The 15,160-nt window shown below is 61.5% G+C and carries 17 protein-coding genes; 12 read left to right on the forward strand and 5 right to left on the reverse strand.

What is annotated here, in order from left to right; translation table 11 throughout:
* Nucleotides 1–73 precede the first annotated feature (73 nt).
* Nucleotides 74–532: an RT0821/Lpp0805 family surface protein gene (locus tag PR018_RS02235; RefSeq protein ID WP_142824196.1), complete on the reverse strand. Its 459-nt coding sequence runs from the start codon at nt 530–532 to the stop codon at nt 74–76.
* 63 nt (nt 533–595) lie between these two features.
* On the opposite strand from PR018_RS02235, the gene pdxH reads away from it, so the two are divergent.
* Nucleotides 596–1,216 carry a pyridoxamine 5'-phosphate oxidase gene (gene pdxH, locus PR018_RS02240; protein ID WP_142824197.1) on the forward strand — a complete coding sequence of 207 codons (621 nt, stop codon included), beginning with the start codon at nt 596–598 and terminating at the stop codon, nt 1,214–1,216.
* A gap of 4 nt (nt 1,217–1,220) precedes the next feature.
* Here pdxH and PR018_RS02245 read toward each other — a convergent pair whose 3' ends face one another.
* Complete coding sequence (locus PR018_RS02245) at nt 1,221–2,267, reverse strand: polysaccharide deacetylase family protein (RefSeq protein ID WP_142824469.1); 1,047 nt, start codon at nt 2,265–2,267, stop codon at nt 1,221–1,223.
* A gap of 255 nt (nt 2,268–2,522) precedes the next feature.
* Here PR018_RS02245 and PR018_RS02250 point away from each other — a divergent pair, with 255 nt between their 5' ends.
* A complete protein-coding gene (locus tag PR018_RS02250; protein ID WP_142824198.1) occupies nt 2,523–3,827 on the forward strand; it encodes a D-alanyl-D-alanine carboxypeptidase in 1,305 nt (434 codons plus the stop codon).
* A gap of 90 nt (nt 3,828–3,917) precedes the next feature.
* Nucleotides 3,918–4,226: a MazG nucleotide pyrophosphohydrolase domain-containing protein gene (locus PR018_RS02255; RefSeq protein WP_142824199.1), complete on the forward strand. Its 309-nt coding sequence runs from the start codon at nt 3,918–3,920 to the stop codon at nt 4,224–4,226.
* A gap of 55 nt (nt 4,227–4,281) precedes the next feature.
* Here the strand turns inward: PR018_RS02255 and tldD are convergent, their stop codons facing one another.
* From tldD to PR018_RS02270, 3 genes are all read right to left on the reverse strand, one after another.
* Nucleotides 4,282–5,697: a metalloprotease TldD gene (tldD, locus tag PR018_RS02260; protein WP_142824200.1), complete on the reverse strand. Its 1,416-nt coding sequence runs from the start codon at nt 5,695–5,697 to the stop codon at nt 4,282–4,284.
* 61 nt (nt 5,698–5,758) lie between these two features.
* Entirely contained in the window at nt 5,759–6,373 is a 615-nt protein-coding gene (locus tag PR018_RS02265) for an invasion associated locus B family protein (protein ID WP_142824201.1), read from the reverse strand.
* An 82-nt stretch (nt 6,374–6,455) separates the two neighbouring features.
* Nucleotides 6,456–7,070, reverse strand: coding sequence for an invasion associated locus B family protein (locus PR018_RS02270; protein WP_142824202.1), 615 nt, complete (start codon nt 7,068–7,070; stop codon nt 6,456–6,458).
* 340 nt (nt 7,071–7,410) lie between these two features.
* Between PR018_RS02270 and coxB the strand changes: the two genes are divergently transcribed.
* The 9 genes from coxB to ispH all read left to right on the forward strand — a co-directional run bounded on the left by coxB (nt 7,411) and on the right by ispH (nt 15,127).
* Nucleotides 7,411–8,301 carry a cytochrome c oxidase subunit II gene (gene coxB, locus PR018_RS02275; RefSeq protein WP_142824203.1) on the forward strand — a complete coding sequence of 297 codons (891 nt, stop codon included), beginning with the start codon at nt 7,411–7,413 and terminating at the stop codon, nt 8,299–8,301.
* Between the two features lie 20 nt (nt 8,302–8,321).
* Nucleotides 8,322–10,022, forward strand: coding sequence for a cytochrome c oxidase subunit I (gene ctaD, locus PR018_RS02280; protein WP_142824204.1), 1,701 nt, complete (start codon nt 8,322–8,324; stop codon nt 10,020–10,022).
* Between the two features lie 60 nt (nt 10,023–10,082).
* Nucleotides 10,083–11,039, forward strand: coding sequence for a heme o synthase (locus PR018_RS02285; RefSeq protein ID WP_142824205.1), 957 nt, complete (start codon nt 10,083–10,085; stop codon nt 11,037–11,039).
* Complete coding sequence (locus tag PR018_RS02290; protein ID WP_142824206.1) at nt 11,039–11,173, forward strand: hypothetical protein; 135 nt, start codon at nt 11,039–11,041, stop codon at nt 11,171–11,173. Before PR018_RS02285 ends, PR018_RS02290 begins: the two co-directional genes overlap by 1 nt.
* A 75-nt stretch (nt 11,174–11,248) precedes the next feature.
* Nucleotides 11,249–11,797: a cytochrome c oxidase assembly protein gene (locus tag PR018_RS02295; protein WP_244615291.1), complete on the forward strand. Its 549-nt coding sequence runs from the start codon at nt 11,249–11,251 to the stop codon at nt 11,795–11,797.
* A gap of 60 nt (nt 11,798–11,857) precedes the next feature.
* Nucleotides 11,858–12,733 (forward strand): cytochrome c oxidase subunit 3, encoded by an 876-nt coding sequence (locus tag PR018_RS02300; protein ID WP_142824208.1) that lies wholly within the window; start codon nt 11,858–11,860, stop codon nt 12,731–12,733.
* Between the two features lie 118 nt (nt 12,734–12,851).
* Nucleotides 12,852–13,235, forward strand: coding sequence for a DUF983 domain-containing protein (locus PR018_RS02305; RefSeq protein ID WP_142824209.1), 384 nt, complete (start codon nt 12,852–12,854; stop codon nt 13,233–13,235).
* A 1-nt stretch (nt 13,236) separates the two neighbouring features.
* Nucleotides 13,237–13,992 carry an SURF1 family protein gene (locus PR018_RS02310; protein WP_224128096.1) on the forward strand — a complete coding sequence of 252 codons (756 nt, stop codon included), beginning with the start codon at nt 13,237–13,239 and terminating at the stop codon, nt 13,990–13,992.
* A gap of 127 nt (nt 13,993–14,119) precedes the next feature.
* Nucleotides 14,120–15,127: a 4-hydroxy-3-methylbut-2-enyl diphosphate reductase gene (ispH, locus tag PR018_RS02315; protein ID WP_142824211.1), complete on the forward strand. Its 1,008-nt coding sequence runs from the start codon at nt 14,120–14,122 to the stop codon at nt 15,125–15,127.
* Nucleotides 15,128–15,160: the final 33 nt, after the last annotated feature.

Consider the following 15,160-nt stretch of genomic DNA (forward strand, 5'->3'; position numbering starts at 1 on the left):
TCGAGGAATGGGCGGTCCGGAGCCATAATCCGCAAGGGGCTCGGCCGCGCGTTGCGCGGCTCGGCCCGGCGGGTTAGCCCTGTGGCTGGAAAGCCAGGACCTGCCACTCGTTGTCGCCGACAAGACACGTCTTGCCGTAGAAGTTGGCGATCCCGTCATAGGCGTGACGGGTGGTGCGGAACTGCCGGCAGACCTGGCCGGTCGCATTGTTTTCGACAATCGTATCGATCACGCCGGCGCTGCCGGTCGAGGCATTGGCCCAGGCCAGAGGCTGGCCCTTGAGCTTACTGAGATCCGCCGATGTCACGGCGTTGCGCACGGTGACTTCGTCGGACACGGTATCGGAGGCGGGTGGCGTCTTCGAGACGGCACCTGTGGTCACCGACTTGTCCACCTTGGCGGAACTGAAAAGATCCATCCCGCCGGTGGTGCAGCCGGAAAGCGACAGAAGAGCGATGCCCATGGCAGCGATGATGCCGCGCTTTGAAAGCAGGCCCTTTGTATAGACTGTCGATCTTGTTATGACTTTCACCCGTATGTTGCTGGGCCAGACAAACCTGGACACTTTGATTAAAATCCGGAGCGCTTAACCAATATGTCGGAAAACGAGTTAACAAGCAGTGACTTCACCCTGCAAAACGAGCCTTTTGTGCTGTTTTCGAGCTGGTTGGAAGAGGCGCACGCCTCTGAGTTGAATGATCCGAATGCAGTTGCGCTGGCAACGGTGGATGAAGATGGTCTGCCGAACGTCCGCATGGTCCTCCTGAAGGGTTTCGATCACCAAGGATTCGTATTCTATACAAATTTCGAAAGTCAGAAAGGCCAAGAACTGCTTTCGGCGAAAAAAGCGGCCATGTGCTTTCACTGGAAATCGCTGCGACGCCAGGTGCGGTTGCGCGGTCCCGTCGAGGTGGTGACCAACGAAGAGGCCGACGAGTATTTCAAATCCCGGCCGCGCGGCAGCCGGATCGGCGCCTGGGCGTCGAAACAGTCACGGCCGCTGGAAAGCCGGTTCGCGCTGGAAAAAGCTGTCGCGGAATATACGGCGCGCTACGCCATCGGCGAAATCCCGCGTCCCGAAAACTGGTCCGGCTTCCGCATCCGCCCGCAGTCGATCGAGTTCTGGAAGGACGGCAAGTTCCGGCTTCACGACCGCATTGAGTTCCGCCGAACGGCCGAGGATGCGGCCTGGGATAAGGTACGCATGTATCCCTGACCAGTCATCCCTTTCCGACAATCCGCATGGGAATGCCGGAAGCCAGGGCCTCGACGTAACGGGGCTTCTGGTAATATCCGTTCAGGGAAATCCGCGGCAACAGCGTCATCGGCGCTGCTGCCGTTGAAAGCACGGTCCCCGGTCGCGTCGTCACGCCGACGGTAAACCCAAGGCTCGCCGCGATCTGTGCCTCGCGCGCCGATACCGCGCCGGCAGTGCCGTAGGGGTAGGCAACCGTGGTCGGGCGTCGGCCGGTGATGGCCGCCACATAATCCGCCGATTCGCGGATCTCGAAGGCGACTTCCGCGGGGCTGAGCCTTGCGAGCGCCCGATGGCTGACGGTATGGGCGCCGAGCGACGCCAGGGGGTGGCGCGCCAGTGCCTGAAGCTCGCCAAAATCCATGATCAGCGCGCGCACGATCTCCAGCGGCTGGATGCCTTCATCCTCTGCCAGCCAGTCGATGGCCGATACTGCCTCCATCTCGTCCGTCCCGTGCACGAAAGCTGCAAACCGCTCGAAGGCGAGTTGCTTTTGCTCGAGGTCGCCGACATCAAGCCGTTCCAGGCCCCGGCCAAAATCGAAGGCCAGCGTCTCGCGCTCCCTGAGGAGAACGGAAAGCGTCTCCCACCACATGCTGTGGGTTCGCTCGGAAAGCCCCTTGGCAACGAAGATCGTCACCGGGACGCCGTGCCGCTCGAACACGGGCAATGCATGCTCGACATTGTTGCGGTTGCCATCGTCCAGCGTGAATGCGGCAAAGCGGGTGGCCCCGCCAGCGGCTATGCGTTGCGGCAGTTCGTCGAGGGCCACAAAGACCCGCCCCTCCGCCTTCAGTTCGCGGATGGCCCGGTCGAGAAACTGCGGCGTGATTTCGAGGTGCCGGTTCGGCTCGAAGGGGAGGGGGCTGTACGGTCGCACATGGTGAAGAGTGAAGATCGCACCGACACCGGCGGCCGCCTTCATTGCCCCAAGCGATTTCAGCAGCAACGCCGCATCCAGCCCTGCGCCGACAACCGTCCGCTTGAGCCGGCGTCGGAGCTCTGGGCTGATGAAGTTTGCCATGATGTCGGTCCGGGTCTGGGGTCATGGCCAGGTTCGGCCAGGCCCAGAATAGGCCGATGCCACTTAACCCTTGCTAAATTATGCTTAAATTCGTCGATATTAACCTGCCCTTTACCGTGACACGTAAAATTGGCGGTCAAGCGCGATTATTGCCTCGATATCGCGCCAAAATCACGCTTTTGTCGCATAATTGCACAGCCGGCCGTCGCGGCGAGCTGGCATTTGTTTCGGTTGGGGACAGGTATGAAGAAAATCTGGGTGGCTCTCTCGGCAGCTGTCGTGCTGGCGAACTCGTCTATTGCCGCCTATGCCGGCAGTGCCTACTTCATCATGGATGCGAAGAACGGCAAGGTCCTGGCGTCGCAGAGTGCCGACGAGCTGAACCATCCGGCATCGCTCACCAAGATGATGACCCTCTATCTGGCCTTCGAGGCGCTGCATCGCGGCAAGCTCGGCTGGAACTCCGAACTCAAGGTGTCGAGCAACGCCGCCGGCAAGAGCCCCACCAAGCTCGGCCTTCGTCCGGGCACCACCGTCAGCGTCCGCGAAGCCGTCAATGGCATGATCATCAAGTCCGCCAACGACGCCGCGACCGTCATGGCCGAGGCGCTCGGCGGCAGCGAAAGCAACTTCGGGCGGATGATGACGGCCAAGGCCCGCCAGCTCGGCATGAGCCGGACCACCTTCGTCAATCCATCGGGTCTCCCCGATCCTCGCCAGATCACCACCGCCCGCGACATGTCGACGCTCGCCGTCGCGCTGATCAACGACTATCCGACCGAGTATCGCCTGTTTTCGCAGACCGGCTTCGTCTATCGCGGCCGGCCGATCCGTGGCCACAACAACCTGATGTACCGCTACAAAGGCATGGACGGCATCAAGACCGGCTACACCAATGCCTCCGGCTTCAACATCGTCAGCACGGTGCGCGATGGCAATCGCCGCCTCATCGGCGTCGTCCTCGGGGGCCCCACGGCGCGTGCCCGCGACGACAAGATGGCCGGATTGCTTAATCGATACATGAGCCAGGCATCGTCCGGCGGCGGCAGCCGTCTGGTCGCAAGTATCGGTGGCCGTGCTGCTCCCCGTGAAGTCGAGGTCGCATCCGCATCGCCTGACATCGATGTGCCGGCTCCCCTGGCGCCGCGCCGTACCACCGTCATCACCCGCACGGTCGCCACGGCGACCGGTCTTGCCGTGCCGATCGAACGGCCGCAAGCGATGCAGGAAATAGTCAACAGGGCCGAGGCGGAGGACGATGCGCCTTCGGCTGAGATGACGGCATCGACCGGCTCGTCTGGTGGTGCCTGGCAGGTTCAGATCGCCGCCACGCCTTCTGCCAAGGCGGCCAAGGATCTGCTGGCGACGGCACAGGCGAAGACCGGCGGCCCGCTGCTGAACGCCTTTGCCTACACGGAAGAAGCCGGCAAGGGCTCGAAGAAGGTCTATCGCGCCCGCTTCGTCGGCTTCGAAAGCCGCGCCGCCGCCGACAATGCCTGCAGCGCGCTGAAGAAACACGATTTCAAATGCATGGCGATGCCGGGCTGACTTTGGCCACGTCCGCTGTCCTTTCACCCGTCGGGATAGACGCCGACGGGTGAATCATGCATCTCTCCATCAGAACGTATGGAGAACGAAATGCTTGGCGATTTGTCTGCGAAGTTCGAAGAAGCGTCACGGTCTTACGCCGAGCAGAACGGCATCATCCGCGACACTGAGTGGTTCTTGCTGAAGCTGCAGGAAGAGGTCGGGGAACTGACGCAGGCCTTCAACCGCAAGACCGGCAGGGGCCGTCGAAAAGGCCTGTCGGACGAGCAGCTCGCAGAGACTATGGAAGATGAAGCCGCAGACGTCCTGGGCCACATCCTGCTCTTTGCAAAGGCCCACGATCTCGACATTGCAGCTGCTGTCGAGCGGAAGTGGCGGTTCACGCCCGATATCCGCTGAAAGCCGTCACGGCTAGACCACATCCGATATGGCCGACCGCATCGATTTCCGAGCCTTAAGCCTTCGTCCCACCCACAGTCACCTGATCCATCCGCAGATGCGGCTGGCCGACGCCGACGGGGACCCATTGGCCGCCTTTGCCGCAATTGCCGATGCCGGTGTCGAGGCTGGTGTCGTTGCCGATCATCGAGACGCGCTTCATCGCATCCGGGCCGTTGCCGATCAGCATGGCGCCCTTGATCGGCGCGCCGATCTTGCCGTTTTCGATCATGTAGGCCTCGGTGCAGCCGAAGACGAACTTGCCGGAGGTGATGTCGACCTGGCCGCCGCCGAAGGAAACTGCGTAAATGCCCTTCTTGACCGACGCGATGATTTCGGCCGGTGTCTTGTCGCCGGACAGCATGAAGGTGTTGGTCATGCGCGGCATCGGCACGTGGGCGTATCCCTGCCGGCGGCCGTTGCCGGTCGGCTGCATGCCCATCAGCCGGGCGTTCTGGCGATCCTGCATGTAGTTGACCAGCTTGCCGTTCTCGATCAGCACGTTGTAGGCCGACGGCGTACCTTCGTCGTCGATGGTGATCGAGCCGCGGCGGTTTTCGATGGTGCCGTCGTCGACGACGGTCACTCCCGGCGCAGCGACCATCTCACCCATCAGCCCGGCAAAGGCGGAGGTCTTCTTGCGGTTGAAATCGCCTTCGAGCCCATGTCCGACGGCCTCGTGCAGCATGACGCCCGGCCAGCCATTGCCGAGCACGACATCCATCGTGCCGGCCGGCGCTTCCAGGGCGTCGAGGTTGACCAGTGCCTGGCGTAGCGCCTCGTCGGCCCCGTAGTGCCAGTTGTCCCCGGTGATGAAATCGCCAAAGCCGACGCGGCCGCCCGTGCCGTAGGAGCCGGATTCCTGCCGGTCGCCGTCGCCGACCATGACTGAAATATTGATGCGCGTCATCGGTCGGATGTCGCGGACGCGGTGGCCGTCGGCGCGCAGGATGTCGACGACCTGCCAGGAGGCGGCGACCGATGCAGTGACCTGGCGGACCTTGCCGTCCTTGTCGCGCAGATAGCTGTCGATCTGCTGCAGGAGCTTGGCCTTGTCCTCGAAGCTCGGGCTGCCGATCGGGTTTTCGTCGCTGTACAGCCGCGTGTTCGTGCGCTGCGGGGCCGCGGCGTAGGAGCCGGCATAGCCGCGCGTCACTGCGCCGACCGCATCGGCCGCGCGCTTCAGGGCGGCTTCTGAGAGATCGCCGGCATGGGCATAGCCGACCGCCTCGCCGGCGACGCTGCGCAGGCCAAAGCCCTGTTCGGTGTTGAAGCTGCCGCCCTTCATCCGTCCGTTGTCGAATGTCAGCGATTCCGACTGGACGTGTTCGACGAAGAGTTCGCCATCGTCGGCGCCGTTGAGCGCATCGGCGACGATGCTGCGCAGCTTGGTTTCGTCGGTGTCGAACAGGGTAAGCAGATCGGTGTTCATGAAATTGGTACTCCGTTCATGCCGATGTAGGTCCGGCGCGCAGGCAGAGCAAGCCCGGCGATCAGGGAAGGGCCGTATAACCTTCGGCAAAGCCTTTCAGGTCGACGGGAATGCCGATGCCTTCTTCCTGCGTCTGGAAGACGGTGAAGGTCGCGGTCGTGCCTTTGCGCAGGGTGCCGAGCAATTGCTCCTCGAGCACGACTTCGGCGTAGCAGCCATCCGAGAAGCAGCGGGCGAAATAGGCGTTGCCGATGTCGGCGCCATCGATGTACAGGCCGAGACCGTTCGGCAGCAGCACGCTCAGCGGCGCCTGTACCCTGAGCAGTCCGGTCTTGCCGCCGGGCGCCTTGGACACGGCAACCGAAATCTGCATCTCCGGCCGCTCCTGCGACACGACGCTCTGCATCAGCACGCATTTCTTGTTGGGGCTGTTGTCCGCAGTGCCGCAGACTTCCGTCCAGGCGCCGAAGGTGGTCTTCGCCTGGCTGGAAGCGGGTGGAGGCGTGGCGGGTGCGGGAGCCGGTGCCGGCTGTGCTTCAGGGGCGGGGGCAGGCGCTGCCGGTTGCGGGGCGGGCGTCGTCTGCGCCGTGGCGGGTACGCTGGCGACCGCCCATGCAAGAAGCGCCGCGGCGACAGTGCGGGGTACCCAAAAGCCGGCAAGTAAACCAAACCGCATTGAAGCCTCTTCCAAGAAGGTCGCGCGCCCCGCAGAACGGGACGCCATGAACCGTTAAGTCCCGGCGATCACGCCGGAGACATCACGGCAGGACATCGTAGCCTTCGCCAAATCCCTTGAGATCGACGGGGATACCGATCTTATCCTTATCCGCAGCCTCGCGTACGGAAAAGACCGCAGTTGATCCGGAGCGCAGCATTTTCAAAAGATTATCGTCCAAAGCGACTTCCGCATAGCAGCCATCGGCAAAACAGCGCACGAATTGCGTCTTGCCGAGGTCTTTTCCATCGACGATCAGCCCGAGGCCACCATCGGTCGGCTGGAAAGGATTGAGCAGAACGCCGAGCGGCGCCAGCACGCGCAGGATCTTCGCCTTGCGGTCGGCCGTTTTCAGCACCACGACGGAAAGCCCGACCTCCGGCCGGTCCTCGGCGATCACATTCTGCATCAGCGCGCACTGGTTGGTCTGGGCGCCGGCAGGCTTGTCGCAGATCACAGACCATGCGCCGTGCATCGACTGGACGGTGCCGGGCGGCTGCTGTCCGCCCTGCGGCACAGGCACTTGTTGTACAGGCACCTGCGCCGGCGCCGGTGTCGGCGTGGCGGTCTGCGGCTGCTGGGCGAATGCGGGCAGTGAAGCCGAAGCGGCGATGCCTGCCGCCAGCAACCCAAGCCGCGCGAGGGAACGAAAACCCATGGAAACCCCTAGTTTCGAATCATTGCGGCCATTCTTGCGGGTGCACCCGTCAAATGAAAGCCCTGGACGCTGGATTCCATTTTCACTGCGGCGGAAATAGGACCTGCAGGCGCTTTTGTCCAAGGCTCCTGCACTGCCGCTCGGTGATTTTTCGTAAAGTTACACAATAGTTCGCGCATCTTAGCCCTGCCGAAAGATTAGACCGAGCAAAAATGCCGCACAGGCAAACACTCGGGAATTGTTGCTGCCACGGTGAAACTGTGGTTTGAAGAAGATGAGGAATGGTGGGATTCTGCGTTTGAACGGAGAGGGTTCAAGCGCTTTAGGGAGATACATCGTCATGAAGAGGACCAATGCAGTTCTGGCGTCGCTCGCCTGTCTGCTCTTTACGACCCGTAGTTTCGCCGATCAACCGATGCCGTGGCAGATGGGGATGCAGCCCTCGGCAACGCCGATCATGAGCCAGGTGCGATGGTTCGAGCAATATACGCTCTGGTTCATCGTGCCGATTACGCTGTTCGTGCTGGCCCTCCTCATCATCGTCATGATCAAGTTTCGCGCCAGCAAGAACCCCGTCCCATCGCGCACCAGCCACAACACGCTGATCGAAGTCGCATGGACCATCGGACCGGTGCTGGTGTTGCTGTTCCTTGCCGTCCCATCCTTCGACCTTCTGACCGCGCAGCTGACATTCCCGAAAAATCCCGACGTCACCGTCAAGGTCACGGGGACGCAGTGGCAGTGGAACTACGAATACGAGAACACCGGCGATACGCCGCTGGCCTTTGACTCCTACATGCTGAAGGATCCGGACCGCGCCGCATCCGGCAAGACTGACAAGGCGATCTATCCGCGCCTGCTTGCCGTTGACAACGAACTCGTGCTGCCGGTCAACAAGGTCGTCCGCGTGCTGGTGACGGCGGCGCCGACCGATGTCATCCATTCCTTTTCCATGCCGTCATTCGCCATCAAGACCGACGCCGTGCCCGGCCGCCTGAACGAGACCTGGTTCAAGGCCGAGCGTGAAGGCATGTTCTACGGCCAGTGTTCGGAGCTCTGCGGCAAGGACCATGCGTTCATGCCGATTGCCATCCGGATCGTCTCCGAGGACAGATACAAGCAATGGCTGACCGTCGCCTCGAGCGACCTGGGCAAGGCCAACAAGGCGCTTATGGCCGAGGTCGACACGCCGTCTAAGACGGTCGATGTCGCCGCGAACGTCGCGCAGTAATCCGGGGGGAGATGATTAACATGGCTGGTTCCGCCACACACGACAAGCTGTCCGATGCTCACGGTCACGACGACGCCCATGCGCATGGCGAACAACACGCGCACAAGCCGAGCTTTGCCAATCGCTGGCTGTTCTCGACCAACCACAAGGACATCGGCACGCTTTACCTGATCTTCGCGATCATCGCCGGCGTCATCGGCGGTATCCTGTCCGTGCTGATGCGTATGGAGCTGCAGGAGCCGGGCATCCAGATCTTCAATGGTCTCGCCGCCATGGTCTACGGGTACTCCGGCGATGCCGCCATTGACGGCGGCAAGCAGATGTACAACGTCTTCACGACCGCGCACGCGCTGATCATGATCTTCTTCATGGTCATGCCGGCGATGATCGGCGGCTTTGCCAACTGGATGGTGCCGATCATGATTGGCGCGCCGGACATGGCTTTCCCGCGCCTCAACAACATCTCCTTCTGGCTGATCGTCCCTGCCTTCATCCTGCTGCTGATGTCGATGTTCGTCGAAGGTCCGGCAGGCGCCTACGGGGCCGGCGGCGGCTGGACGCTCTATCCGCCCTTGTCTTCGACCGTCGGCCATCCCGGACCGGCAGTCGATCTGGTGATCTTCGCGCTGCACATCGCCGGTGCCTCGTCGATCCTCGGCGCCATCAACTTCATCACCACCATCCTCAACATGCGCGCCCCCGGCATGACGCTGCATAAGATGCCGCTGTTTGCCTGGGCCGTGCTGATCACCGCCTTCCTGCTGCTGCTGTCTCTGCCGGTTCTGGCCGGTGCGATCACCATGCTGCTGACGGACCGCAATTTCGGCACAACCTTCTTTGCGCCTGAAGGCGGCGGCGATCCCGTGCTGTTCCAGCACCTGTTCTGGTTCTTCGGCCACCCGGAAGTCTACATCCTGATCCTGCCCGGATTCGGAATGATCAGCCACATCGTCTCGACCTTCTCGAAGAAGCCGATCTTCGGCTATCTCGGCATGGCCTATGCCATGGTCGCCATCGGTGCCGTCGGCTTCGTCGTGTGGGCGCATCACATGTATGCTGTCGGCCTGTCGCTCGATACGCAGCGCTACTTCGTCTTTGCCACCATGGTCATCGCGGTGCCGACCGGGGTGAAGATCTTCTCCTGGATCGCCACCATGTGGGGCGGCTCGATCTCGTTCCGCACGCCGATGATCTGGGCTATCGGCTTCATCTTCCTGTTCACCGTCGGTGGCGTCACCGGCGTGCAGCTTGCCAATGCCGGTTTCGACCGTCCGGTCCACGATACCTACTACGTCGTCGCCCACTTCCATTATGTTCTGTCGCTCGGTGCCGTGTTTGCAATCTTTGCGGCCTGGTACTATTGGTTGCCGAAGATGTGCGGCTACATGTACAATGAGAAGATCGGCAACCTGCACTTCTGGGTGATGTTCGTCGGCGTCAACATGGTGTTTTTCCCGCAGCATTTCCTCGGCCTTGCCGGCATGCCGCGCCGCTACATCGATTATCCGGACGCCTTTGCCGGCTGGAACTTCGTGTCCTCGATCGGCTCCTATATCTCCGGCGTCGGCGTGCTGATCTTCCTTTACGGCGTCTACGACACGTTTGCGAAAAAGCGCGTTGCCGGTGATAATCCCTGGGGCGAGGGCGCAACCACACTCGAATGGCAGCTTTCGTCGCCGCCGCCCTACCACCAGTGGGAAGAGCTCCCGCGCATCAAATAATCGCTTTCGGAGCGCCGCCCGACGGGCGGCGTTTTGATCGAGACAAAACTGGACTGTGTAATGACCGTTATCGACAACCACGAGATCCTGGCTTCCGAAGGCGACCTCGGCCTGTCGCAGGCCAGTGCGCGCGATTACTTCGAGCTTCTGAAGCCGCGCGTGATGCAGCTCGTGGTGTTCACCGCGCTGGCCGGCCTGGTGCTGGCGCCCGGTCACATCAATCCGTTCATTGCCGTCATCTCGATCCTCTGCATCGCCGTTGGAGCCGGTGCCTCCGGCTCCCTCAATATGTGGTATGATGCAGACATCGACGCCATCATGACCCGCACCGCCAAGCGGCCTATCCCGTCCGGCCGCGTGACCGGCTCGGAAGCGCTCGGCTTCGGACTGGTGCTGTCCGGCTTCTCGATCACCATTCTGGCGCTCGCCGTCGGCTGGCTGCCTGCCGCCATTCTCGCCTTCACGATCTTCTTCTACGCCGTCGTCTACACGATGTGGCTGAAGCGCTCGACGCCGCAGAACATCGTCATTGGCGGTGCTGCCGGCGCATTTCCGCCGGTCATCGGCTGGGCCTGCGTCACCGGCACCGTGCCGATGGAAAGCATCGTCCTGTTCCTCATCATCTTCCTCTGGACGCCGGCCCACTTCTGGGCGCTGGCACTGTTCAAGATGAAGGATTACGGCTCCGTCGGCGTGCCCATGCTGCCGAATGTCTCGGGCATTCCGACCACCAAGAACCAGATCGTCGTCTACGCCGTGCTAACCGCCGTTGTCGGTGTGGCACCGACCATGATGGGCATGTCCTCGATCGGCTACGGGATCGTCGCCGGCATTCTCGGCGCCATCTTCGTCTACTGTTCGATCACCGTCTGGCGGATGCCGGAAACCGATGTGAAGATGGTCCCGGCCAAGCGGATGTTCGCCTATTCGATCTTCTACCTCTTTGCCATCTTCTCGGCCCTGATGATCGACCGTCTGGTGACGGTGCTGGCCTCGGGCACCGGAGGCTGGTTCTGATGGAAACCGTCAAGCTCACCGCCGCCCAGAAGAAATCGAGACGCGGGCGCAATGTCGCTCTCGGACTGGTGCTTGCGGGGCTGGTGGTGATTTTCTACGTGATGACGATCATCAAGATCGGCACGGGACATTAAGGGAGAGGCTCTTTGGAGGAGGAGACGTCAGGGAGAGCAAGATCGGTCGGGCGCAACAACGGCCTGATCGTTCTGATGTGCCTGAGCTTCGTGGTCGGCATGGGCGCGATGAGCTATGCCGCTGTGCCGCTCTATCGCATGTTCTGCCAGGTCACCGGCTTCAACGGTACGACGCAGCGCGTCGAGCAGGCTTCGACCGTAGTGCTCGACAAGCGCATCCGCGTCACATTTGATGCCAACGTCGCCTCGGGCGTGCCCTGGGACTTCAAGTCGATGCAGCGCGAGGTCGATCCGAAGATCGGCGAGACGATCATGATCAAGTTCGTCGCCGAGAACAAATCAGACCAGCCGACCCGCGCGCAGGCGATCTTCAACGTCTCGCCGATCGAGGCCGGCGCCTATTTCAACAAGGTGCAGTGTTTCTGCTTTAACGAGACGGATCTTGCGCCGGGGGAAAAGCGCGAGATGCCGGTGGTTTTCTACATTGATCCGGAGATTACCAAGGCGGCGGAAACCAAGGACATCGGCACGCTGACGCTGTCCTATACGTTCTATCCGCGGGATGACGCCAAACCCGTGGCATCGAACGAGGCTGCGGCCAAGGTCGGGGTGAAGAAGCTTTAGGGAGGAGGGCATCCGGTTTACCGGCTGCCTTAAGGGAAAAGTTACTCGGGGATTGCTGATATGGCTGACGTACACCAGAAGAACCACGATTATCACATCATCGATCCGAGCCCCTGGCCGATCCTTGCGGCGATCGGCGCGCTCGTCATTACCTTCGGTGGCGTGGCCTATATGCGCTATCTCAACAACAGCCCGTTCAAGCTGTTCGGCATCGATTTCGCCAGCCCCTGGCTGTTCTTCATCGGCCTCGTCGTCATCCTCTACGTCATGTACGCCTGGTGGGCAGATACGGTGAAGGAAGCCCATGAGGGCGCCCATACCCGCGTCGTGTCGCTGCACCTGCGCTACGGCATGATCATGTTCATCGCTTCGGAAGTGATGTTCTTCGTCGCCTGGTTCTGGGCCTATTTCGACGTCAGCCTGTTTCCGAACGAAGCCATCCAGGCCTCGCGCGTCATATTCACCGGCGGACAATGGCCACCGAAGGGTGTCGAGGTGCTCGATCCCTGGCATCTGCCGATCTACAACACCATCATCCTCCTGCTGTCGGGCACGACCGTCACCTGGGCCCATCACGCGCTGCTGCACAACGACCGCAAGGGCATGATCACCGGTCTGGCGCTTACGGTTGCCTTGGGCGTACTGTTCTCCAGCGTCCAAGCCTATGAATATGCCCACGCGCCGTTTGCCTTCAAAAGCTCGATCTACGGCGCTACATTCTTCATGGCGACGGGTTTCCATGGCTTCCACGTGCTGATCGGCACCATCTTCTTGGCTGTCTGCCTGATCAGGGCGATGCGTGGCGATTTTACGCCGACCCAGCATTTCGGCTTCGAGGCCGCCGCCTGGTACTGGCATTTCGTCGACGTGGTCTGGCTGTTCCTGTTCTTCGCCATCTACATCTGGGGCGGCTGGGGCGCACCCGTCGCCGGATGACGAAGGCGGCGATGGCACGTCCTTGACGCTGGTGCCTGTTGGATGTCGCCCTAAGGCGAGTAGAGTTTTGCGGGGCGGGAGCAAGGCTTTTCGTATCCCGCCTGGAAGGCATGACATCATGGTCAACGACACTGCCCATTTCCCGCCGGTTGATCCCATCAGGGTCGGCCTCCGGGGTCGCTGCCCGCGATGCGGACAGGGTGCGTTATTCGATGGTGTCCTAGCGCTGAAGCCTCGTTGCGCTGCCTGCAACCTCGATTTCTCCTTCGCCGACAGTGGCGATGGCCCGGCTGTTTTCGTCATCCTCATCGTCGGCTTCATCGTCATCGGTCTGGTCCTCTGGCTGCAGGTCAATTACGGCCCGCCAATCTGGGTCCACGGGATATTGTTCGGCCCTCTGACCATTCTCCTGTCGCTTTTGTCGCTGCGCTGGAGCAAGGGCATCTTCGTGGCGCTGCAATACCGTCACGACGCCAGCGAAGGACAAATCGAACGTGACTGACGTGCCGATCCAAAAGCCGGGGGCAAATGCCGCTTGGCAGGCTTTCAAGGTCCTGCTGCTTCTCTCGGTTCTTGCCGTGCTGCTTGCACTCGGCACCTGGCAGGTCCAGCGTCTCAAATGGAAGGAAGGCTTGATTGCCGATATTACCGAAAGGCAGGCCGCAGCGCCGATCCCGCTGGGTGATATCGAGGCGATGGCTGCGCGCGGCGGCGATATCGAATATCGCCGCGTGACGACGTCCGGCCGCTATCTCAACGACAAGGAGCGCCATTTCTTCGCCACCTATAACGGCATGTCGGGCTTCTACATCTACACGCCGCTCGAACTCGATGGCGGTCGCCTGCTCTTCGTCAACCGGGGCTTTGTTCCCTACGACCAGAAGGAGGCGAAGACCCGCGAAAAAGGCCAGCTCTCCGGCATGCAGGCCGTAGCCGGGCTTGCCCGCGCCAAATTGCCCTCCAAGCCGTCGTCGCTGCTGCCGGACAACGACATTGCCAAGAACATCTTCTACTGGAAGGATTTGGACGTGATGGCCTCCAGCGTCGGGCTGGATGCTAAAAGGGTGCTTCCCTTCTTCGTCGATGCCGATGCAACGCCCAATCCTGGCGGCCTGCCGGTCGGCGGCGTGACCATTGTCGACCTGCCCAACGACCATCTGCAATATGCCGTCACCTGGTATGGCCTGGCGGCAGCGCTGGTTGCCATCGTCGCGATTTCCTGGCTGCGTAAACGCCATCCGGATGCCCCGGCGCAGTAGGCATGTTTCGCGCAACCCTGTGCGGATGCAATAGAATTGCTTCAATTCATCGGCACTTTAGGCTAGATGGGCGGGCAGGGCGCACCTATCTGTGGTTAGCCCTTGTCCCCGGGCTTTTGGAAAAGACATGAACATCGCCGTTTCGAAACCTGCCCTGACCATTCGCCTCTGCGGCCCCCGCGGCTTCTGCGCCGGCGTCGACCGTGCCATCCAGATCGTTGTGCTGGCGCTCAAGGCCTATGGCGCGCCGGTCTATGTCCGCCACGAGATCGTCCACAATCGCTACGTCGTCGAAGGTCTTGAGGCCAAGGGCGCAATCTTCGTCGAGGAACTCGGCGAAATCCCGCCGGAACACCGCAAGCAGCCTGTCGTCTTCTCCGCCCATGGCGTTCCGAAATCCGTGCCGGCCGATGCCGACAGCCGCAACCTCTTCTATCTCGATGCGACATGCCCGCTGGTCTCCAAGGTCCATAAACAGGCCATGCGCCACAACCGGCTAGGCCGCCATGTGGTGCTGATTGGCCACGCCGGCCATCCGGAAGTGATCGGCACGATGGGTCAACTGCCCGAAGGCACGGTGTCGCTGGTCGAGACGATTGCCGATGTCGATGCCTATGTGCCGGTCGATCCGGACAATCTCGGCTACGTCACGCAGACGACGCTGTCGGTGGACGACACGGCCGGCGTCATCGCTCGCCTGCAGGAGCGCTTTCCGAACCTGACCGCGCCGTCTGCCGATTCGATCTGCTATGCCACCACCAACCGCCAGGAAGTGGTGAAGCAGGCGGCACCCGGCTGCGACCTCTTCATCATCGTCGGTGCGCCGAATTCCTCAAATTCGAAGCGGCTTGTCGAGGTGGCGTTGAGGGCGGGCGCAAAACAATCTGTTCTCGTCCAGCGCGCGTCGGAAATCGACTGGGACAATATGGGCGATATCGCTACGGTGGGCCTGTCCGCCGGCGCCTCTGCCCCGGAGGTGATCGTCAACGAGATCATCGAGGCTTTCCGGCAGCGCTACGATGCGGCGGTCGAACTTGCCGAGACGGTCAAGGAAACCGAGAACTTCCTGGTCAATCGCGAGCTGCGGGATGTCGAGTTGACGACTGCCGACATGGCTTTCGTCAACGGCGAATAAATAACATCAGCGACGCCAACCCAGGAATAATCC

The sequence above is a fragment of the Rhizobium rhododendri genome (assembly GCF_007000325.2).
Lineage (GTDB): Bacteria > Pseudomonadota > Alphaproteobacteria > Rhizobiales > Rhizobiaceae > Rhizobium > Rhizobium rhododendri.

What these genes read in the sequence shown, in the direction of transcription:
- pdxH (WP_142824197.1), top strand. Translation starts at nt 596, where the DNA reads ATGTCGGAAAACGAGTTAACAAGCAGTGACTTCACCCTGCAAAACGAG.
- PR018_RS02250 (WP_142824198.1), top strand. Translation starts at nt 2,523, where the DNA reads ATGAAGAAAATCTGGGTGGCTCTCTCGGCAGCTGTCGTGCTGGCGAAC.
- PR018_RS02255 (WP_142824199.1), top strand. Translation starts at nt 3,918, where the DNA reads ATGCTTGGCGATTTGTCTGCGAAGTTCGAAGAAGCGTCACGGTCTTAC.
- tldD (WP_142824200.1), bottom strand. Translation starts at nt 5,697, where the DNA reads ATGAACACCGATCTGCTTACCCTGTTCGACACCGACGAAACCAAGCTG.
- PR018_RS02265 (WP_142824201.1), bottom strand. Translation starts at nt 6,373, where the DNA reads ATGCGGTTTGGTTTACTTGCCGGCTTTTGGGTACCCCGCACTGTCGCC.
- PR018_RS02270 (WP_142824202.1), bottom strand. Translation starts at nt 7,070, where the DNA reads ATGGGTTTTCGTTCCCTCGCGCGGCTTGGGTTGCTGGCGGCAGGCATC.
- coxB (WP_142824203.1), top strand. Translation starts at nt 7,411, where the DNA reads ATGAAGAGGACCAATGCAGTTCTGGCGTCGCTCGCCTGTCTGCTCTTT.
- ctaD (WP_142824204.1), top strand. Translation starts at nt 8,322, where the DNA reads ATGGCTGGTTCCGCCACACACGACAAGCTGTCCGATGCTCACGGTCAC.
- PR018_RS02285 (WP_142824205.1), top strand. Translation starts at nt 10,083, where the DNA reads ATGACCGTTATCGACAACCACGAGATCCTGGCTTCCGAAGGCGACCTC.
- PR018_RS02290 (WP_142824206.1), top strand. Translation starts at nt 11,039, where the DNA reads ATGGAAACCGTCAAGCTCACCGCCGCCCAGAAGAAATCGAGACGCGGG.
- PR018_RS02295 (WP_244615291.1), top strand. Translation starts at nt 11,249, where the DNA reads ATGTGCCTGAGCTTCGTGGTCGGCATGGGCGCGATGAGCTATGCCGCT.
- PR018_RS02300 (WP_142824208.1), top strand. Translation starts at nt 11,858, where the DNA reads ATGGCTGACGTACACCAGAAGAACCACGATTATCACATCATCGATCCG.
- PR018_RS02305 (WP_142824209.1), top strand. Translation starts at nt 12,852, where the DNA reads ATGGTCAACGACACTGCCCATTTCCCGCCGGTTGATCCCATCAGGGTC.
- ispH (WP_142824211.1), top strand. Translation starts at nt 14,120, where the DNA reads ATGAACATCGCCGTTTCGAAACCTGCCCTGACCATTCGCCTCTGCGGC.